At 71.3% G+C, this 23,541-nt stretch carries 2 protein-coding genes (1 of these 2 cut by a window edge); both read right to left on the bottom strand.

Going from position 1 to position 23,541, the window contains the following annotated elements; translation table 11 throughout:
* Positions 1-15,313, bottom strand: the 5' portion of a protein-coding gene (locus tag Q9K23_RS19365) for a non-ribosomal peptide synthase/polyketide synthase (protein ID WP_305950244.1). Its footprint begins 25,064 nt before the window's first position; only the first 15,313 of its 40,377 coding nucleotides appear in the window; it begins with the start codon at positions 15,311-15,313; its stop codon lies off the left edge, out of view.
* Positions 15,310-23,541 (bottom strand): non-ribosomal peptide synthetase, encoded by an 8,232-nt coding sequence (locus Q9K23_RS19360; protein ID WP_305950243.1) that lies wholly within the window; start codon positions 23,539-23,541, stop codon positions 15,310-15,312. Before Q9K23_RS19360 ends, Q9K23_RS19365 begins: the two co-directional genes overlap by 4 nt.

The following is a 23,541-nucleotide window of genomic DNA, read 5'->3' as shown; positions in this document are numbered from 1 at the left end:
GGTCGGTGGCGTCGATCGGCAGTTCGTCGAGGCCCCACCACAAGCGGTTGAGGACCGCGGCGTGGGTCAGGGTGACACCCTTCGGGCGCCCGGTGGAGCCCGAGGTGAACAGGGTGTAGACGGCGTCGTCGGGCCGGACGGTGCGGACACGGTCGGCGTCGGTGAGGGCGGGAGTGGCCGGGTCGAACGGACCGTCACAATCGACCTCGACACACCGGATGCGCTCGAGTGCGGCGATCGACGGCGGCACCGTCCCGGCGACGATGACGACACCGACGCGTGCGGTCGACACCATGTACTCGACGCGATCGGCCGGTGCACCGGTGTCGATCGGGACGTACTGGCCGCCTGCGGCGATCACCGCGTGGATGGCCACCACCATCTCCGCCGATCTCGGGATGCACAGACCTACGGCGTCATCCGGGCCGACGCCGAGCCGGCGCAACTGCCGGGCCAGGACGGCGACGCGGGCGGAGAACTCCGCGTAGGTGATCCGACGGTCACCGACCAGCAGCGCGGTGGCATCCGGTGTCGCCGTCATCTGTGCGGCGACGGCATCGGCCACCGAACCGAAGGCGGGGAGTGCGATCTCACCGCCGGACTCACGGCCGGCCTCGGTGGCCGTCTCCGCCGGGCTCATGATCTCCACGTCGCCGACGCAGGTCGCCGGGTCGGCGACGAGTGCGCCGAGCACCTCGGCGAATCGGTCGGCCAGCCGATGTGCGGTCGGCTCGTCGAACAGATCGGTGGCATAGACCACCGACAGCGGCCAGTCGGTTCCCGCGGCCGCACTCGACACCGTGATGTAGAGATCCACCTGTGCCGGCGGTGCCTCCGAGACCACCGGCGTGATCACCGGCTCGGTGATGGCGGCGAGGACGTCGTCGGCGGAGGCGGCCGGATCGAAGGAGAGCATCACCTGGGCCAGCGGCGAGAATGCCTCCGACCGGGTGGGATTCAGTCGTTCGACGAGCAGCTCGAACGGGACGTCGGCGTTGGCGAAGGCATCGAGATCGCCGGCGCGGACGTCGTCGAGTACCGCGGCGAAGGTCGCCTCGGGCCGAATTCCGGTGCGCAGCACCAGGGTGTTGACGAACATGCCGACCAGTGGGTCGAGCACCGACCGGCCGCGGCCGGCGATCGGGGTGCCGACGGCGATGTCGTCGGTCGCCGACATCCGGGCGAGCACCACCGCGAGGGCGGCATGGACCACCATGAACGGGGTGACACCCCGCTCGTGGGCCAACTCGACGACTCCCCTGCCCACCTCGGCCGGGATCCGGGTCTCGGCACGACCACCGCGGTGTGAGGCGAGCGCCGGTCGAGGCCGGTCGGCGGGGAGTTCGAGGACGTCGGGCAGCCCGTCGAGCTGCCGCGCCCAGTGGTCGAGCTGCCGGCCGAGCACCGAGGTGGCGTCGGCGGGATCGCCCAGCGTCGAATGCTGCCAGATCGCGACGTCGGCCACCTGCACCGCCAGCGGCTCGAATCGTGGTGTGCGCCCGTCCTTCCGGGCGGCATAGGCGGTGACGAGGTCGGTGATCAGCGGTGCCATCGACTCGCCGTCGGCGAGGATGTGATGCACCACGAGGGCCAGCACGTACTCGTCGTCGCCGAGTACCGCGACGCGCACCCGCAACGCCGGATCGGCGGTGACGTCGAATCCGGCGGCGACGGCCGTCTCGATCTCGGCGGGCGAGTCGACCACCTGCCAGTCCAGGCGCTCGGAGATCTCGCCGGCCGGGTGGATGTACTGGCATGCGACCCCGTCCACGGCGGGGAAGGTGGTGCGCAGGATCTCGTGCCGGGTGACGACGTCGACCACCGCCGCCCGCAGGGCGTCGAGGTCCACGGCACCGGTCAGGCGCAGCACGGCAGGGATGTTGTAGGTGGCCGCCATCGGGTCGAACCGGTTGAGGAACCACATGCGCTGCTGTGCGAAGGTCAGCGGGATCTGCTGCGGTCGAGGCGATACCGCGACGATGGGGGCGAGTGCATCGCCCCGGCCGCCGAGTGTCTCGGCCAGCGCGCGCACCGACGGCGCCTCGAACAGGTCGCGCACCGAGACGTCCACGCCGAGTGCCTCGGCGGTGCGTGCGGCCACCCGGGTGGCCGACAGCGAGTTGCCGCCGAGGTCGAAGAAGGAGTCGGTGGCACCGACCCGTTCCACGCCGAGGACCTCGGCGAAGACCGCGGCCACCGCCTGCTCCGCGGCGGTCCCGGGCTCGACGAACTCGGTTGCGGCCGAGCCCGATCCCGGCGTGGGGAGCGCGCCACGATCGAGTTTGCCGTTGGCGGTCAACGGCAGGGCGTCCACGGTGACGACGAGGTCGGGCACCATGTATCCCGGCACATGGGCGGCCGCCGATCGGCGGATCTCCTGGGCGTCGAGAGGTTCTGCCCGGTCCGCGGCCGAGCCGGGTTCGGCAGCAGCAGAGCCGGGTTCGGCCACGACATAGCCGACCAGGACGTCGCCGCGCTCGGGCAGGGTGACGACCGCTGCGGCGGCCGCGGCGACACCGGGTGCCGACAGCAGCGCCGACTCCACCTCGCCGTATTCGATCCGGTAGCCCCGCAACTGGATCTGGGCGTCGGCGCGGCCGAGGTACTCGATGTCGTCGCCGATGCGCCGGGCGAGATCGCCGGTGCGGTACATGCGTTCGCCGGTACCGAACGGTGCGGCGACGAACCGGGTGGCGGTGAGGTCGCTGCGGCCGAGGTAGCCCTGTGCGAGTTGCCCACCGGTGACGTACATCTCGCCGATCACGCCCTCGGGGACCGGGTTCAGCCGGGTATCGAGGAGGTGGATGCCGAGCGATGCCAGCGGACGCCCGATGAAGCTCGCGTCGCCGGCCGACACCGTGGCCGGATCGAGTTCGCGGAAGCTGACGTGCACGGTGGTCTCGGTGATGCCGTACATGTTCACCAGGACGGCGGTGTCGGACGGGTTGTCGTCGAACCAGCGTCGGACGTGGTCGAAGCCGAGCTGTTCGCCGCCGAACACCACATAGCGCAGCGGCAGCGGCCGCGGATCGCGCCGGCGTGCGTCGGCGAGCTGGTAGAACGCCGACGGGGTCTGGCTGAGCACCGTCACCCGTTCGCGGTCGAGGAGATCGAGGAACAGTGCCGGATCGCGCGCGAGGTCCCGGTCGACCAGCACCATCCGGGCGCCGGTGGACAACGGTCCCCACAGTTCCCAGACCGAGAAGTCGAAGGCATACGAGTGGAACAGCGTCCACACGTCGTCGGCACGGAAGTCGAAGTCGCCTGCGGCGGTGTCCATCAGGGTCACCACATCACGGTGGGTCACCTCGACGCCCTTGGGGCGGCCGGTGGAACCGGAGGTGTAGATGACGTATGCCCGACCGTCGGCGGGGATCGTTCGTGCGGGAAGCGTTGCCGTGGCGCCGGTTTCGGTCTCGGCCTCGAGATCGGCGATCCGTGCGACGGTGACGGCATCGGGTACCCGGGTCCACAGCTCGGCATCTGCGGTCGAGGCGTCGGTCAGGACCATCCGCGGTGCCGCATCGGAGAGGATGTAGGCCAGCCGTTCCGGCGGATTGGTCATGTCCAGCGGCAGATAGGCTGCGCCGGCCTTCAGCACGCCGAGGATCGCGACCACCAGATCGACGGTGCGGGCCGGGGCGACGGCGACGAGATCACCGGGCCGGACGCCACGGACGGTGAGCGCGTCGGCGACGGCCGACGATCGCCGGTCGAGCTCGGTGTGGGTGAGGCTGCGAACACCGTCGGAGACGGCGATCGCGGTGGTCCCTGCGGCCGGCGACCGGGTGAACAGATCCACCAGGGATGCACCGGAGTTCACGGTGTCGGTCACCGGGGTGCGCAGTGACCGCCGGTACCGTTGCGGGTCGGCGAGGGCGATCGCGGCGGTCGGCGCATCGGGAGCCGCGACCACGGTCTCGAGGATGCGGACCAGCGCATCGGTGAACACCTCGACCTGGCGGTCTCCGAAGGCCGCGGGCAGGTACTTCAGCTTCACCTCGAGGTGGTCACCGGCCATGCCGGTCACCATCGACAGCGGGTAGTGCGTCGCATCGGTGGCGGTGATCTCACCGATCTGCAGTCCGCCCACGGCCGCCGAGGCGAGCGAGTCGGTGTTCACCGGGTACGACTCGTGCACCGCCAGCGTGTCGAACAACTGCCCGTGTCCGGCCGCCGCCATCAGTTCCGGCAGCGGGATCTGCTGGTGGTCGAGTACCGACACCTTGGCCGTCTGCATCGCGGCGAGCACCTGCGCCGCCGACGCCGCCGGGTCGACGTCGACCACCGACGGCAGGGTGTTGATGAACAGCCCCACCATCGACTCGACACCGTCGAGATCGGCCGGTCGGCCCGAGACCGTCTCGCCGAAGGACACCACCCGCCGACCGGTCACCCGGGACAGCAGCACCGCCCACGCGAACTGCAGCACCGTCGACACCGTCACGCCCTGTTCGCGGGCGGTGGCCTCGATCGATGCGGTCAGCTCCGGGGTGAGGCTCCGGAGATGATCGCGCGGCAGCTCGTCGAGGGTCGCCTCGTGTCCCGGGGCGACCAGCGTCGGCGCCTCGACCGGGGCGAGCACCTCCCGCCATGCGGTCAGACCGGCCGCGGTGTCCGACCGCGCCACATGGGACAGGAAGTCGGCGTAGTCGCCACCGGTCCGGCCTCCGCGGCCGGCACCGAGGGTTCCGGTGTAGGTCTGCCCGGTCGCGTACAGCGCCATCAGGTCCGCCAGCATCAGCGGTGACGACCATCCGTCGAGCAGGATGTGGTGGCTGGTCACCACCAGCCGGGTCCGGTCACCCGCGCGGACGACGGCGAACCGGATCAGCGGCGGCGCGCTCAGATCGAACGGCTCGACCCGCTGTGCCGTCGCCAGCTCGGCGACCGTCGCATCGAGATCGGTGGAGTCGAGATCGGTGGTGTCGAGTTCGGTGGCGGGCGTGTCGAGTTCGATCAGTTGCCACGGAACCTCCGCCGCCTCCGGCACCACCGCGACGACCGCACCGGAGCCGGTGCGCACATACCCCGACCGCAGCGCCCGGTGGGCGGCGAGCAGTTCCTGTGCCGCGGCGTGCAACCGCGCCACGTCCACCGCACCGGTGAACGACAGGACCGCTTGTGCCACATAGACGTCCACGGCGCCGGTGGCGCGTCCGCCGGCCGCCAGCTCCGACTGGAAGTACAGGCCGCGCTGCAACGGCGACAACGACCACACCGCCGCACCCGGGTACCGTGCCGCCAGATCGTCCAGATCCGGTTGGGACACCGTGACGCCCACGACGTCCGACGGCGACAGACCGGGATCGCCGACCTCCTCGACGTAGGCGACGATCGTGGCCAGCTCCGCCGACCACCGGTCGGCGAGGTCGGACACGAGTGTGTCGTCGAGCATCCCGGCGGGTGCGGCGAACTCGGCACTGAACTCGCGGCCCGCGGCACCCATCACGGTTCCGACGGTGACGGTCAGGCCGGTCGATGCCATCGCGCCGGTGGCGGTGGCCGGCAGTCGGGGTGCCGTCGGGTCGGGCAGGAACGGGCCGGTGGCCGGCTGGGCGCCGTCCGCGCCGGTGGTCGCGGCCGGGGTGCCCGCCACGTTTCCGAGGTAGTTGAACGCGATCGACGGCAGCGGGCGACCGGTGAGCTCGGTGTCGGCGAGGTGACGCAGGAGGCCGAATCCGATTCCGGCGTCGGGTGTTCCGGCGAGTTCTTCCTTGACCGCCTTCACCGTGTGGGCCACATCGTCGGTGACGGGCAGGCGTACCGGGGCGACGGTGGTGAACCAGCCGACGGTGCGGGCGAGGTCGGCCCGGACCGGATGCGTCCCCTGTTCGAGGACACCCTCTTCGCGGCCGTGGCGCTCCACCAGCACCGACACCGGGCGGTGGTCGGGGATGCCGTGTGCGGCCTGCCAGGAGCGGACCGCGCGGCCGAGGGCGGCGAGCAGTGCATCGTTGACGGTGCCGCCGAATGCGGCGGGGACGGTGCCGAGCAGGGGTTCGGTGATCTCGGTGGCCACGCGTCGCACCACCGGACGCAGCGTGTTCATCCGGTCGCGTCGCCGGTCCGGTCGCGCACCGAGGTCGGTGGGCGACTGCGGGGTGCGGTCCAGCCAGTACCCCAGTTCCGCCGTGCGGTCTCCGACGCGTTCGGCGAGTGCGGCGGTCCAGGCGCGCGCGGAGGTCACCTCGCCGGCCGGTTCGGTGCCCGGCCCGCCCGCCCAGACGGTGACCAGGTCGGTGATGACGGTCCGCCACGACACGGCATCGATGCCGATGTGGTGGATCACCAGAACGATTCGGGCACCGTCGGTACCGCGCACCAGCACCGCCGACACGAGCCGGCCCGTGGTCGGGTCGAGTGCGGCCGAGGCCGTCCGGAAGGCGGCGACGACCGCGGTGGCGAACCCGGCGTCGGCGACGGCGGCCGCCACGTCGACGGTGGTGACGGCGTGGCCGGCGTCGAACCGACGTCCGGGCACCAGCATCGGGGTGGCCACCCCGGTGGTCTCGTGGGGGTGGGTGTCCAGCAGCGCCGCCGACATCATGGGGTGTGCGGTGACGACCGCCGACAGCGTGCGGGCGAGGTCGTCGCCGGTGAGTCCGTCGGGTGCGACGAGCACCATCGACTGGGAGAAGTCGGCGTGGTCGTCCGGGGTGTCGGAATGCTCGAGCATCCAGGACACGATGGGCGGCAACGGAACCGGAGCGTCGGTGGCGGGTTCTGCGACGGTGTCGAGGAGGTTGTCCGCACGCGCGACGGCCACCGCGATCGACCGGATCGTGCGATGCTCGAACACCTGACGCGGGGTGAGATCGACGCCTGCCGAGCGCGCCGCCGACGCGAACTGGATCGACATGATCGAGTCGCCGCCGAGGGCGAAGAACGAGTCGGTGGCCCCGACCCGGTCCAGGCCGAGCAGACCGGCGACGATCCCGGCGAGGGTCTGCTCGATCCGTCCGGCCGGCGCCACGTACCCCTCACCGAGGTCGAGGACCGGACGCGGCAGTGCGCGGCGATCGAGTTTGCCGACCGGGGTGAGCGGAAGGGCTTCGAGCACGGTGAAACTCGACGGCACCATGAACACCGGCAGGTCGCGTTCGAGATGTCCGCGCAGATCGGTGACATCGGTTCCCCGGGGTGCCACCACATAGGCGGCGAGCGCGGCGACCACGGACTCGCCGCTGTCGGCGACGGCACCGTCGGCGGTGATGCCGACGACGACGGCGGTCTCGACCGCGTCGTGGCGGGCGAGGATGCTCTCGATCTCGCCGAGCTCGATCCGCAACCCGCGCAACTTGATCTGGTCGTCGCTGCGGCCACCGTAGGCGACGGTCAGGTCGCCGTCGGCATCGCGCACCCAGCGCACCACGTCACCGGTGCGGTACATCCGTTCGCCGGGCGCCCCGAACGGTGTGGCGACGAATCGCTCCGCGGTGAGACCCGGCCGGGCGAGGTAGCCGCGGGACAGCGGCAGTCCGGTGACGTACAGCTCGCCGAGCACACCCACCGGTACCGGGTGCAGTCGGGAATCGAGGATCGTCAGTCCCACGCCGTCCAGTGGTCCGCCGAGGGTGACCGGGGCACCGGACCGCAGGGGCGCGCCGATGGTGATGCCGATGGTGGTCTCGGTGGGGCCGTACAGGTTCTGGATGCGGATGTGGGGCGCCCAGGCCTCGACGAGGGAGTCCGGGACGGCCTCGCCGCCGGCGTAGACGGTGCGCAGGGTGGTCAGGGTCGCGGGGTCGAGCGAGGCGAGGACGGTGGGGGTCAGGAAGGTGTGGGTGATCCGTCGGGCCCCGATGAACTCCGCGAGGTCATGGCCGACGACGACGTCGGCGGCCCGGTAGATCAGTGTGCCGCCGCCGACGAAGGCGAGGAGGTATTCGAGTACCGAGGCGTCGAAGCTCGGGGACGCGAAGCCGAGGACCCGGGCTCCGGTGGCCGAATCCGCCCGCCGGATCTCCTCGGTGGCGAAGTTGAGCAGCCCCCGATGGGTCACGGCCACGCCCTTCGGGCGGCCGGTGGAGCCGGAGGTGTAGATGACATAGGCGAGCGAGTCGATGCCGACCGAACCGAGGCGGTCGGCGTCGGTGATCGGCGCCCTCGACCGGGTGGCGACCTCTGCGGCCACCGGATCGGAATCCAGGGTGATCCAGTCGATGTCGTGTCCGGGAAGCTCGCCTGCCGCGGACACGGTGAGGCCGATCGCCGCACCCGAGTCCTCGATCATCGACACGACACGGTCGGCCGGGTAGTCGGGATCGATCGGCACGTACCCGGCACCGGTCTTGGCGACCGCCCAGATCGCGGTCATCAGCGTCGTCGACCGGCCGATGCCGAGGGCGACCAGGCTCTCTGGTCCCGCGCCACGGTCGATCAGCATGCGCGCCAGCGCATTCGACGCCTCGTCGAGCTCACGATAGGTGAGCGTGCCGGATGCGTCGGTGACGGCCGGATGATCGGGGTGCCGTCGCGCGGCGTCGGTGAAGATGTCGGCGAGCAGGACCGGATCGGTACCCGCACGACCGCCCACCGGGGTCAGTGCCGGGGTCTCGCCGGCGGTGGTCACCGCGACATCGCCGACCGCGCGCTCCGGCGCGGCCACGAGCTCACCGAGCACCATGACGAAGCGGTTGCACAGCACCGAGATCCCGTCGGCGGTGAAGAGATCGGTCGCATAGTTGACCACACCGGACCACGGCCCGTCGGGTGCGGCGCCGATCCCGATCGTCAGGTCGACCTTGGCGGTGGTCTCCTCGATGTCGAGGATCTCCACCTCCAGCCCGTCGAGGCGGGCGGCGACGGTGTCGACGTCCGGCGGCTCCGGCTGGTAGGTGAGCAGGACCTGGGTCAGCGGCGCGAATGCCTCCGACCGCGTCGGGTCGAGGGCGTCGACGACGGCCTCGAAGGTGACGTCGGCGTGGGCGAACGCATCGAGATCGGTGCTGCGGACCGAGCCGAGCAGCCCGGCGAACGTCGCAGCCGGGTCCACGACGGTGCGCAGCACCAGGGTGTTGACGAACATACCGACGAGATCGTCGAGTTCGGCCTGACCGCGTCCGGCGATCGGGGTGCCGATGGCGATGTCGTCGGTGGCACTCATCCGCGACAGGAACACCGCGAGCGCGGCGTGGATCACCATGAACTCGGTGACCCCGTTCGCGGCCGCGACACCGCGCACGAGTGCGCCCACCTCCGCGGGAATGGCGAAGTGTGCCTCGGCGCCGCGCTGTGAGGCGACCGGCGGGCGGCGACGGTCGGTGGGCAGGGGCAGCAGGTCGGGCAGCCCGGCCAGCCTCGCACGCCAGAAGTCCAGTTGTGCCGCGACGAGCGATGCCGGATCGTCCGGGGTGCCGAGCACCTCGTGCTGCCACAGCGCGTGGTCGGCGAATTGCAGTGGCAGGTCGGTGAACTCGGGAGCCACTCCCCTGGCCCGCGCCTGGTAGGCGCCGACCATGTCGGTCACGAGCGGCCGCATCGACTGGCCGTCACCGGCGATGTGGTGGATCACCAGCAGGAGTACGCACTCCCGGTCGTCGGGCTTTCGGTCTCCCGACCCGGGATCGGCGACCGGCGCGACCCGCACGCGCAGCGGGTGTGTGGTGGCGACGTCGAAACCGGTGGCCGCCGAGGCATGCAGGGCGTCGACGTCGTCGACGACCGCCCAGTCGAGCCGGGCGCGGGCGGTGGCGGGATCGGTGATCTGCTGCACCGGATGCCCGTCGACCGACGGGAAGGTGGTGCGCAGCACCTCGTGGCGCTCGACGACGTCGCCGACCGCCTGGCGCAGGGCATCGAGATCGACCGCGCCACGCAGCCGCAGGCCGATCGGCAGGTTGTAGGCCGGTGACGCGGTGTCGAACTGGTTGATGAACCAGATCCGGCGCTGCGCGAACGACAGTGGCACCTGCGCCGGGCGCGGGTCGACGCGCCGCACCGGGGGCAGACCCGCCCCCCGGGATGCGACGAGGGCGACCAGTTCCCGCACCGACGGCGCATCGAAGACGTCGCGGACGGACACGTCCACGCCGAGGGCGGCCGCGGTCCGCGCGGCGACCCGGGTGGCGGCCAGCGAGTTGCCGCCGAGATCGAAGAACGAGGCGGTCACGGACACCTGCGCCACCCCGAGCACCGATGCGACCACCGCCTCGACAGCCTGCTCCGCGGTACTCGCCGGTGCCACGACGTCGTCGACGGTGAACTCCGGTGCGGGTAGCGCGGAGCGGTCGACCTTGCCCGAGGCGTTGCGGGGCAGGCTGTCCCGGAGCTGCCAGATCGACGGGCGGAGGAACTCGACGAGGTTCTCGGCGGCGAAGGACCGCAGGGAGTCCACGTCCACCGCGCCACCGGCGACGCCGGCCACGTGCGCGACCAGCACGTCACCGGCCGGACCGGCCACCACGGCCGCGGCCACCGCCGCCACCCCGGGGGCACCGGCCAGGACGGACTCGACCTCTTCGAGCTCGATCCGCTGGCCGTGGAGTTTGACCTGGAAGTCGCTGCGCCCGACGTACTCCAGCGATCCGTCGGCGCGTCGCCGGACGAGATCGCCGGTGCGATAGAGGCGCCCGCCGGAATCTCCCGCAGAATCGGTACCGAAGGGATCGGGGACGAATCGCTCGGCGGTGAGTCCCGGCTGCCCGGCATAGCCGCGGGCGACCTGCGCACCACCGAGATAGAGCTCACCGGTGACGCCGACCGGGACCGGATGCAGGTAGGTGTCGAGGACCCGAGCGGTGGTACCGGCGACCGGGCGGCCGATACCCGGATGGGTTGTGTCCGAGGCGACCTCGGCGATCGTGGCGTCGACGGTGGCCTCGGTGGGCCCATACTGGTCGATCAGGCGTGCGCCGGGGATCGCCTCCAGCGCACGTCGTGCCACGGCCGGGGCGAGGAGTTCGCCGCCGGTGAACACGGTACGGATCGAGGACATGCCATCGGGATCCGACTGTGCCACCGCGTCGTCGAGGAAGACCGCCAGCATCGACGGGACGAACTGGGCCATCGTGACCTGCTCGGCAGCTATCACCGCACGCAGCGCGCGGGGGTCGCGATGGGCATCGGGTCCGGCGAGAACCGCGGTGGCACCGGAGATCACGGGCCAGAACAGCTCCCACACCGAGGCGTCGAAGGTGGCCGGGGTCTTGACCAGGACGCGTTCGGTGCGCGGATCGTCACTCAGGGTGCCGAACCAGCTGAGCAGGTTGGCCAGCGACCGGTGGCTGACGGTGACGCCCTTGGGCTGACCGGTGGAGCCGGAGGTGAACAGGATGTAGGCGGCGGTGTCGGGGCGGATCGTCCCGCGCCGCTCCGCCGCGGTCGGCAGCGCCATGTCGGGGGCGATCGGGGTCTCGGGGTCTACGGAGAGCACCCGCGTCCCCGGGACATCGCCGACCAGGGCGCGCACGGCCGGCGGCGCACCGTCGGGGCCCACCAGGATGTGTCCCGCGCCGGTGGCGGCCACCATGTGGGCGATCCGGGCGGCCGGGGCGTCGGGGTCCATCGGCACATAGGCACCACCGGCACACACCACCGCATGGATCGCCACGAGCAGTTCCGGCGACCGCGGGATACACACGCCCACCGCATCATCCGGACCGATACCGGCGGCGATCAGCCGATGGGCCAGGGCGGCCACCCGCGCACCGAACCCGGCGGCGGTGAGGGTGCGGCCCGCGGCGGTCACGACGGTCCGCCCCGGATCACCGTCACGCAGACCGGCACCGATCAGCTCGGTCACATCCGACCGGGGGACATCGAATTCGGGCAGGGTGGGCCGCGGACCGGCCGCGGCGGCCTCCAGGGCGTCGTGCTCGGCGGCGGACAGGATGTCGGCGGCACCCACCGGCAGCTCGGGATGGGCGGTCAGGGCGTCGAGCACCCGGACGAACCGCTCACCGAACTGCCGCGCGGTCGCCTCGTCGAACAGGTCGGTGGCATAGCCGATCGTTCCCCGCCATCGGTTCTCCCCCACCGCGATACCCAGCGTGAGGTCCACCTTGCTGGGCAGGTCGTCGGGTTCGGCGGCCCGGATCCGCAAGCCGCCGGCGTCGCCGACCTCGAGTGTCACCGTGGTGAGATCTGTTGTGGCGGACTGGTCGAAGGCCAGCCACACCTGGGCGAGCGGGGCGAATGCCGCCGAGCGGATGGGATCGACCCGGTCCACCACCGCCTCGAACGGGACGTCGGCGTTGGCGAGCGCGGCGAGGTCGACATCGCGTGTGGCACTGATGAGTTCGGCAAACAAAATATCTGGGCGAACGTCGGTGCGCAGGGCCAGAGTGTTGACGAACATGCCGACCACCGGGTCGAGCACCGACTGGCCGCGTCCGGCGATCGGGGTGCCGACGACGATGTCGGTGGACGCCGACAACCGTGCCAGCAGGACGGCGAGGGCGGCATGGGCGACCATGAAACCCGAGGCGTCATGAGTGCGTGCCAGTCGCTCGGCGCGCTCCGAGACCGACTGCGGCACGGTGAATTCCACACGTGCTCCGCGGTGCGAGGCAACCGCCGGCCGGGGACGGTCGGTGGGGATCTCGATGACCTCGGCGACGCCGTCGAGCCGGTCGGCCCAGTAGGACAGCTGCGCACCGATCGGCGAATCGGGGTCGGCGGTGTCGCCGAGGACCTGCTGCTGCCAGACGGCGTGGTCGGCCACCTGCACCGCGAGCGGGACGAGATCGGGTTCTGCGCCGCTGATCCGGGCGCGATAGGCGGTCAGCAGATCGGCGACCAGCGGCTGCAGCGACTCGCCGTCGCAGGCGATGTGGTGCAACACCAATGCCACCACGTGTTCGGATGCGGACCGCCGCAGGAGACGCACGCGCACCGGCCATTGTGCGGTGACGTCGAAACCCGTGGTCGCCGCGGCACGCAGCGCGGCATCGTCGCCGACGGCCGCCCAGTCCATCGCGGAGGCGATCTCGTCGACCCCGTGGACATGCTGGTGGGCCACCCCGTCGACCGACGGATAGGTGGTGCGCAGGACCTCGTGTCGGGTGATCACGTCGGCCAGCGCCCGCCGCAGGGCCGCGACGTCGAGATCGCCGGTCAGCTCCAGGATGGCCGGGACGTTGTAGGTGGGTGCGGTGGGGTCGAGGCGGTTGAGGAACCACATCCGTTGCTGCGCCAGCGACAGCGGGATGCGTTCGGGCCGGTCACCGGCGACGATCGGCGGCAGCGCCGCACCGCTCTCGGCCGACCGCTCGGCCAGCTCGCGCACACTCGGCGCCTCGAACAGATCACGGACGGTGAGGTCGACGCCGAGTTCCTCGGTGGCGCGTCCCACGATCCGTGCGGCGAGCAGGGAGTTGCCGCCGATGTCGAAGATGGACTCGGTGACGCCGACGCGGTCGAGACCCAGCACGTCGGCGAAGATCACCGCCAGCCGGCGTTCGGTGTCGGTGGCCGGCTCGACCGACTCACCCGACGACCCGATCACCGGGCGCGGCAACGCCTGTCGGTCGAGTTTGCCGTTGCCGGTCAGGGGCAGCCGATCGATCACCGTGACGACGTCGGGGACCATGTACTCGGGTACCGCACGCGCGACGAAGCGGCGCACCTCGGCACCGTCGACGTCGGCGCCCTCGGCGGCGACCACATATCCGGCGAGCAGGCCGCCCCGATCCTGCTGGTCGACGACGGCCGCCGCCGCGGCCACGACCCCGCTGACGCGGAGCATCGCGGCCTCGATCTCGCCGTACTCGATCCGGAAGCCACGCAACTGCACCTGGGCGTCTCCCCGCCCGAGGTACTCGATGTCGTCGCCCACGCGGCGCGCGAGGTCGCCGGTGCGATACATCCGTGATCCGTCCGCGGCGAACGGGTCGGCCACGAACCGGCCGGCGGTGAGCCCGTGGCGGTCGAGGTATCCGCGTGCGAGTTGTGAACCCGCGACATACATCTCGCCGACGACTCCGGTCGGTACCGGCCGCAGTCGCGAGTCCAGGAGGTGCAGGCGCAGCGACGGCAGCGGATGGCCGATGAACGACGCGTCCTCGGCGGTGACGACCGCCGGGTCGAGCGCACGGTGCGAGACGTGCACGGTGGTCTCGGTGATGCCGTACATGTTGACCAGCACGGCCTCACCCGCGGGTTCGGTGTCGTACCAGCGGCGGACCTGCTCGAAACTCAATGCCTCGCCGCCGAACACGATGTAGCGCAGGTCCAGCGGGACCGGGTTGCGGCGGCGGGCGTCACCGAGCTGATAGAACGCCGACGGTGTCTGGCTGAGCACGGTGACGTGCTGTTCGGCAAGCACCTCCAGGCATCGCCGGGGGTCGCGGGCGACGTCCTCGCCCAGGATCAGCAGTCGGGCGCCGGTCAGCAGCGGTCCCCACAGTTCCCACACCGAGAAGTCGAAGGCATAGGAGTGGAACATGGTCCACACGTCGGTGTGGGAGAAGTCGAATTCGGTTGCGGCGGCGGCCATCAGCGCGACCACATCGGCGTGGGTGACCACCACGCCCTTGGGTGTGCCGGTCGATCCGGAGGTGTAGATGACGTAGGCGGGTGTGCGGTCGTCGATCGCCGGGGCGCGCCACTCGGCGGTCGCGGCCGGCCCCGCCGCCTGCTCGTCGCCGACGAGGCGGCCGACGGTGGTCAGCCGCACACCGAGATCTTCTCCGCCGTCGGCCCAGTCGGTGTCGGTCAGCACGAGCAGCGGTGCCGCGTCGTCGACGATGGTGCGGATGCGGGCGATCGGCTGCGATCGGTCCAGCGGCAGATAGCCTGCGCCGGAGCGCAGGACCCCGAGCAGGGCGACGACCAGGTCGGTGGTGCGGCCGACGGCGACGCCGATCAGCGTCTCGGGCCCGGCGCCGGCGGCGAGCAGGGCCCCGGCGAGTTCGGCCGACCGCTCGTCGAGTTCCCGGTAGGTCAGGCTGCGTCCCGACAGGTCGGTGACGGCCACCCGATCACCGAAGCGGGCGACGCTCGACCGGAACAGGCCCGGCAGCGAACACAGATCGTCGGTTCCGGCGAGACGGGCTGCGCGCGCGCGGATGTCGGCGATCGCCTCCCGGGTCGCCGCCGCGATGCGGGCGGGCTCGAGACCGGCCGTCGGGAGCAGACCGGCGAGGGCGGCACCCACCGCCGCGGCGTCGTCGAGTCCCTGGGCGGCGAGGACCCCGGCGGTCACCGAGACCTGCGTGTGCAGCCGGCCGAACGTGACCGGTCCCGACGGCGCCTGCACCGCAACCGTGTCGGGTGATGCCGCGGCGGCGAAGGCGATCAGGTGAAGAGTCGTAGCCTGGGAGCCCCAGGCACGAGAGATGTCCGTGGCTCCTGCATCGACATCGGTCACGTCTGAGTCGTTCCTTCCCTCACCTGTGTACGGTTCCCGCCGGCGACGACCTCCGTCGCGGTGGACCGGATGGCTTCGAGCACCTCGCCGAGCGCCGCCGGTCCATCGGCGGCGAGCGTCGGGATCAAACTCATCAGCGCGGTGGTCAGCGCCGAATCCCGGTCCGGCAGCACCGCCGCCATCGCGGTGGTCATCGCCGCGATCGCGGTGAACGTCACCGGGACGGCGTCGCGGCCGACGGCACCGGACTCGGGCGCCACCTGGGCGGCGAGGTCGACCAGTTGCGGCAGCGGCAGCGCAGCGATGTCGTCGGTTCCCTCGCCCGCCGCGGCGTCCTCCTCGGCGGTGGTCACCGAGATGTCGCCGACGAGGACCTGCGGGTTCTCGGCGATGTCCTCGAGCACCCGGAGGTAGCGGCGGGTGTAGAGCTCGACGGTCTCGCGGCGGAAGAGATCGGCCGCATAGATCATCTGGGCCTTCATCGCCGGTTCCTCCTGGGGGATCTCGTCCTGCACCGCACGGGGGGCCGGTTGCGGTGGGTAGAGCGTCAGCTGCAGGTCCACCTTCGCCGCGGTCAGTTCCTCCGACAGCGGCGTGACCGTCAGGCCGTCGAGGGTCACCGTGGGGAAGGTGAAGTTCTGGAAGGCGAACATGACCTGGTAGATCGGATTGTGACTGGTCGGCCTCGAGGTCAGCACCGCATCGGCGATGGTGTCGAAAGCGATGTCCGCACAGGCCATGTCGGCCAGATCGTCCTCGCGCACCCGGTGCAGCATCTCGGCGAACTTCTCGTCGTCACGGATCTGGGTACGCAGGGCGAGGGTGTTGACGAACATGCCGACGACGTCATCGAGTTCGGCCTCGCCCCGGCCGGCGTGCGGGGTGCCGATGACGATGTCGCGCTGCGTGGTCAACCGGCTCAGCAACAGCGCGAAGGCGGCCTGCATCACCATGAACAGCGTCGCATTGTGCCCGCGCGCCACCACCTCGAGGCCGGCCACCAGGTCCGGGTCGAGATCGAAGTCGACCGCACCGCCGGTGAAGCTCGGGGTGCGGGGCCGCGGCCGGTCGGTGGGCAGTTCCAGCCGGGCCGGGGTGCCGGCGAGCCGCTGGGTCCAGTAGGCCAGCTGACGCTGGGCCTCGGAGTTCCCGTCGTCGTCGGTGCCGGCGAGGATCTCCTGCTGCCACAGGGTGAAGTCGAGGTAGTCGACGGGCATGTCCGACCAGTTCGGCGGCACTCCCCCGACACGTGATGCGTAGGCCGACATGAGATCTCGGGCCAGCGGACCCATCGAGATGCCGTCGGCGGCGATGTGGTGGACCACCGCGACCAGCACGTGCTCGTCGGAGCCGGTGGCCAGCAACAGGACCCGCACCGGCGGTGACGCGGTGACGTCGAATCCCCGGCCGGTGAAGGCCGCGATCGCCGCGGCCGGGTCGCCGTGACCCTGCTCGTCCATCCGTCGCTCGATCCGCTCGAGCGCGGTGGCGGTGTCGAGCACCGTCTGGATCGGGTCGCCGTCGATCATCGGATAGTGGGTGCGCAGGGCATGGTGCCGGGCGATCACGTCCTCGACCGCGGCCGAGATCGCGTCCCGGTCGAGCGCTCCCGACAGGTGCAGGGCCATCGCGACGTTGTAGGCCGGCGAGTCCGGGTCGGCATGGTTGATCAGCCACATCCCGCGCTGCACCGTCGACAGCGGGGCGACGCCGTCATGGTCGGCGGGTTCGAGCCGGCGCCGGCGGTGCCGGTGCAGCCGGGCCGCATGATCACACAGCTCCCGCACCGACGGGGCGGCGAAGATCGCGGCGACGGTGATGTCGTATTCGAGTTCCGCCGACAACCGTGCCGCGAGTTTGGTTGCACTGAGCGAGTTCCCGCCGAGATCGAAGAACGACTCGGTGACACTCACGTGATCGGCACCGAGGACCTCCGCATACACCCGGGCCACGATCTGCTCGGTGTCGGTGCTCGGCGCGACCGTCTCCGCGACGGTGATCACCGGCTCCGGCAGGGCCTTGCGGTCGACCTTGCCCGCCGCGTTCAGCGGGATCGCCGGCAGCGGCATCCAGATGGTCGGCACCATGAAGTCCGGCAGGTGCTCGGCGAGTGTCCGCGCGACCGTCGCCGGTGGTGTCGTATCGGGTGCGTAGTAGGCGACCAGCGACTGGCCCGCCGACAGGTCGACGACCGTCGCCGCGGCGTGCACCACCCCGGGAACGGCCACCAGCGCCGCCTCGATCTCGCCGAGCTCGAGCCGGCGGCCGCGCAGCTTCACCTGGAAGTCGTTGCGTCCCAGGTATTCCAGCTCCCCGGCCGAGTTCCACCGCACGAGGTCGCCGGTCCGGTACAGCCGGGCCCCGTCCGAACCGAACGGATCGGCCACGAAACGCTCGGCGGTGAGCCCGCCCTGTGCGGCGTACCCGCGGGCGAGTTGGACCCCGCCGAGGTACAGCTCGCCGGGCACACCCTGCGGGACCGGCTCGAGCCGGGGTCCGAGCACATGGGTGGTGGTGTTGGCGACGGGACGGCCGATCGGCACCACCGTCTCACCCGCCACCACCTCGTGGGCGGTGACGTCCACGGCGGCCTCGGTGGGGCCGTACAGGTTGTGCAGGCGGGTGGTCGGGAGTCCGCGGAGCACCGCGGCGGCGACCCGAGCGGGCAGCGCCTCCCCCGAGGTGAACATCAGCCGCACCGATTCCATCGACGCGAACTCGACGGTGTCGAGCGCGTCGAGGAAGGCCGAGAGCATCGACGGCACGAAGTGCACCACCGACACCCGGTGACGGTTGATCACCTGACGCAGATAGGACGGGTCGCCGTGCCGGTTCGGTTCGGCGATCACCAGGGTCGACCCGGTCATCAAGGGCCAGAACAGTTCCCACAGCGAGACGTCGAAGGTGACCGGCGTCTTCTGCAGCACGACGTCGTCGGCGGTCAGCCGGTGGGCGTCCTGCATCCACCGCAGCCGGTTGCCGATCGCCGCATGGCTCACGGTCACGCCCTTGGGCCGGCCGGTGGAGCCGGAGGTGAACAGGGTGTAGGCGGCGTCGTCGGTGCGCAGCGGGGCGTGCCGGTCCGCGTCGGTCACCGGCGCCGCACCGCGGGCGGTGACGGTCTCGATCGGGATCGCGGTGTCGACCGGGGTCACCGCCACCGCCGGTCCGAGAGCGTCCGCGAAGCCCGGGGTGTGCCCGGCGGCGACGAGCAGGTGCCGCACACCACCGGTGCGCACCATGTACTGCGCGCGTTCGACCGGCGTGTCGACCGCCACCGGCAGGTAGGCGCCACCGGCGGCGACCACCGCGTGGATCGCGACGAGCAGTTCGGCCGACCGGTCGATGGCGACGGCGACGGTGTCGTCGGGGCCGATCCCCGCGGCGATCAGGTCGCGGGCGAGACCGTTGACGCGGGAACCGAATTCGGCGTAGTCGACGACGCGGTCCCCGGCGATCAGCGCGGGCCGGTCGCCGGCTGCGGCGACGGCCGCGGCGATCAGGTCGGGCAGGGTGGTGGCCGGCATGTCGGTGGCGGCACCGTGCGACCATTCGCGGATCGGTGCGAGCTCGTCGGCCGAGCACCGGAGCAGGTCGGCGACGCCGACCGCATCGACGTCGGCCTGCGCCATCCCGCGCAGCACCGCGATCAGACCGTCGGCGAATCTGGCGATCGTCGCTTCCTCGAAAAGGTCCGACGCATAGGTGAACTCGATGCTGATCGGGGTGGCCGCAGCGGAGCCGCGGGGGTCGGCGACATGCACCGAGAGGTCGTATTTGGCTGCGGGCACCCGGGCGTCGATGACGGCGTCGGCCGGTCCGCGGTCCCCGGCGGGTCGGGCCCCGGTCGGACGGCCGCCGAGCAGGCGGCCGAGGTGATCGCCCTGCATCACCAGCTCGACGCCGAACAGCGGGGCGTGTGACCGCGAGGTGCGCACGCCGAGTGCGGTGACGACCTGCTCGAACGGGACGTCGGCATTGCCGAGTGCACGCGCGCGGACCCGGTGCGCCCGGCGCAGCAGGTCGCCGACGGTGTCGGCGGGGTCGACGGTGGTACGCAGGATCACCGTGTTGACGAACATGCCCACCAGGTCGGCCAGCCGCGGATCGTCGCGACCGGACACGGCGGTGCCGATGGGGACCTCGCCGCTGCCCACGAACCGCGACATCACCGCGGCGAGGGCCGACTGGAACACCGCGAAGGTCGTGACCCCCTGGACGGATGCGAGTGCGCGGATCGCCGACGACGTCTCGAGGTCGAGATCGACGTCGAGATGCGCCCCGCGCCCGCTGCCGGTGGCCGGACGCGGGCGGTCGGTCGGCAGCGACACGAAGGCGGGCAGCCCGTCGAGCTCGTCCTGCCAGAACGTCAGCTGACGGCGGAGCAGGGACTGCTCGTCGGTGATGTCACCGAGCAGATCCCGGTGCCACAGTGCGTAATCGGCGTACTGGACCGGCAACGGCCGCCACTGCGGCGCATGTCCTGCCGAGCGCGCCGCGTAGGCCGTCGAGAGGTCGGCGATCAGCGGCGCCAGCGACGCCCCGTCCCCGACGATGTGGTGCAGCACCACCACCAGGACGTGATCGGTGACGGTCCCTGCGGCGTCGACGACCCGCAGCAGCCGGACCCGGGTCGGGTGGTCGGCGACGAGATCGAAACCCGCTGCGGCAGCGTCGCCGATCGTCGCGGCCAGCGCATCGGGGGCGACGTCGGTCACCGCGAAGACCTGGTCGGCGTCGAGGTCGACCTGCGCGGTCGGGGTGATCAGCTGATGGGGCTCGCCGGAGCCCTCGGGGAAGATCGTCCGCAGCGCCTCGTGGCGGTCGAGGACGTCGCGCAGCGCGGCGCGGACCGCCGCGGTGTCGACGGCGGGACCGAGCCGCAGGGCACCGGGCATGTTGTAGACGCCCGAGGACGGGTCCATCCGGTTGATCAGCCAGAGTCGGGTCTGCGGGTGCGACAACGGGATTCGTTCCGGCCGCGGCATCGGGGTGAGCGGCGGGTGCTCGTCGGCGCCCCGTGGTGTCGCGGTGCTCGCCAGATCGGCGACGGTCGCACTGTCGAACACATCGGCCAGCGTGATCGCCAGACCCGGCCCCGACCGTGCCCGGGCGACCAGCCGGGCCGCGGTGAGCGAGTCCGCACCGAGCGCGAAGATGTTGTCCGACAAGCTGATCCGACCGACTCCGAGTAGATCCTCGAGCAGCCGCACCACCGCGACCTCGGCGGCCGTGCGGGGTGCCTGGTAGACCGAGGTGTGCGAGCGGGCCGCCGGGGCCGGAAGCGCCGTACGGTCGAGCTTGCCGGTGACCGTGGTGGGGAACTTCTCGAGTACCACGATCGATGCGGGGACCATGTGCGAGGGCAGCTGTTTGCGGCAGGCCCGCAACAGCCGGTCGACCAGCGCCTCGGTGTGGGGGACATCGGTGTGGGGGAAGTCGGTGCCGGGGGAATCGGTGTGGGGGGTCGCCGAATCCGACGGCGCGCCGGCGCATTTGACGTAGCCGATGACCGCCGGGGAGGGGCCGTCGGCGCGGACCACCACCACCGCGTGGTCGATGCACGGATCGCCGAGCAGGACGGCCTCGATCTCGCCCGGTTCCACGCGCTGGCCACGGATCTTGACCTGGAAGTCGGTGCGGCCCAGGTAGTCGAGGCGGCCGTCGGCATCCCATCGGGCCAGGTCGCCGGTACGGTACATCCGCCGGCCGGTCGCGAACGGGTCGGCGACGAACCGCTCGGCGGTGCGTGCGGGGGCGCCGAGGTAGCCGTGGGCCAGCTGCACGCCGGACAGGTAGAGCTCGCCGGGCACACCCACCGGAACCCGGCGCAGGTTGGCATCGAGGACGCGCAACTCGGTGCCCGGCACGGGGCGCCCGATCGGGATGATCGGGACGTCACGCTCCACCACGTACTCGGTGACGTCGACGGCGGCCTCGGTGGGGCCGTACAGGTTGATCAGGGTGATGTCGGCGCGGTCGAGTACCCGCTGCGCGAGGGCCGGCGAGAGCGCCTCCCCGGACGTGATGATCCGGCGCAGGGTCGGCGGGACCAGCGCCGTGGACTCGTCGACCGCGTCGACGAAGACCTCGAGCATCGACGGGACGAAGTGCACGGCCGTGATCGACTCGGACTCGATGAGCTGCCGCAGATGGTCGGGGTCCCGATGCCCGCCCGGTCGGGCGATGACCATCCGCGCACCGACCTGCAGCGGCCAGAACAGTTCGGGCACCGACACGTCGAAGGTGGTCGGCGTCTTGTACAGGAACGCGTCGTCGGCGGTGAACGGAAAGTGCTCCTGCACCCAGGCGAGCCGGTTCAGCACCGCCTCGTGGGAGACCTCGACCCCCTTGGGGACACCGGTCGAGCCGGAGGTGAACAGGACATAGGCGGCATGGCCCGACGGGTACCGGCGGAACCGGTCGGGCGCGTCGACCTCCTGCGGGTCGACGGCGTCGAACCTCGGGTCCTCGCCGAACACGGTCTCGAGGAAGGCGGCGTCGACCACCAGGCGGGGGGCCGCGGTGTCCAGTACCGACCGTCGGCGGGCGGCGGGCTGGTCCGGATCGACCGGGACGTAGGCGGCGCCGAGGGTCAGGGTCGCATAGATAGCCGCGACCTGGTCGATCCCGCGCGGCAACACCACCGCGACCCGATCGCCTGCCACGACGCCGTTCCTGGCGAACCATGTGGCGAGTACGCGCCGGAGCAGATCGAACTCACCGTAGGTCCAGTGCCGCTCGCCCTCGATGATCGCGATGCGGTCCGGATGGTCGCGCACCTGGCCGGTGAAACCGTCGAGCAGGTCGGCGTCGGGGGCGAACACCGGGCCCGGCCCACCGGTCTCGAGGTCTGCCAGTGCCGTGTGCTCGACCGGCCGCAGGACGTCCACGTCGTCGACCCGGACATCGAGGTCTGCGACGAACCGCTCGACGAAGATCAGGAACCGCTCGAGGTGATCGTGCATCTGCGTCGACGAGTACAGATGCGGGTTGCCGTGGAGGTCGACCACCACCGGCGCACCGGGGCTCGCCTGGTACAGGTTGATCAGCAGATCCTCGAGGATTCCTGAGGTGAGGATGCGGTACTCCATGGTGGTGCCGTCGATCGCGACCTCGTCGTCGAAGAACACCATGTTGATGGTCGGACCGAAGGTGACCGACGAGGCGTCGAATCCCGCATCGCGCCGGATGTCGTCGGAGCGGTAGCGCTGATGCCGCAGCGCCCCCATGAGCTCGAGCTGGGCGGCGGCGACCAGCTCGCGCCCGGTCTGCTCACGCACCCGGCGGAGTCGGACCGGGAGCGCATTGGACACCATCCCGCCCGCGGTCCGGATGCGGGCGGTGGCCCGGCCGGTGACCGGCAGGCTCATCACGATGTCGTCGGCATCGCTCATCCTGGCCAGGAATGCGCCGAAGGCGGCGGTCAGCACCACCGCGATCGAGCTGTTGGCCTCGCGGGCCAGCTCGTCGATCCGCGTCTGCAGGGTGGCGTCGAGCTCGTGACCGGCGACGATGTTGTCGAACGACAGCGGTGCCTTGACCTTGTGCCGGGCCAGGGTCACGCCCTCGGGGAGGTCGGCGACCCGCTCGAGCCAGTGTTCGCGGTCGGACACGCGGCGTGCGCTGGTGCGGTAGGCGTCCTCGTACTCGACGATCTCGGCCATCCCCGCCGGGGCCTTCTCGGTGGGCTCGTCGCCCCGCCGCAGGGCGTTGTACCGGTCGACGGTGCGGCGCACGATCCCGAGCGCGGCGTAACCGTCGACGATGATGTGGTGGGCGCGGCCGTACCAGAAGGTCCGGTCCTCGCCGACGAGCAGCATCGTGGTCACGATGAGCTGGTCGTTCAGCAGATCGACGGGCCGACGGTACTCACGGCGCATCCAGTCCTGGGCCGTGGCGACCGGGTCGTCGGCATCGCGCAGGTCGACGACGTCGACGCGCTGGTCGTAGTCGACGTCGACGTACTGCATCGGGACACCGTCGACCTCGACGAGCCGGATGTACGGCGATTCGACGAGTTTGCCCACGTCGTAGCAGCACTGCACCAGCAGGTCGATGTCGAGACCGCCCGGCTCGTGCCGGATGTCGACGTACTGGGCGATGTTGACCGAGTAGTCGGGCGAGAGCGTCTCGGCGAACCACAATCCCCGCTGTGCGGCGGTCAGGGGCAGCAGCCGGCGCTCTCGCACCTCGGCAGCCTGCGCCTGCGCCATCAGATCGGTCAT

Source organism: Gordonia sp. NB41Y (assembly GCF_030718915.1).
Taxonomy (GTDB): domain Bacteria; phylum Actinomycetota; class Actinomycetes; order Mycobacteriales; family Mycobacteriaceae; genus Gordonia; species Gordonia desulfuricans.
This window is presented reverse-complemented; position numbering and strand designations above follow the sequence as displayed.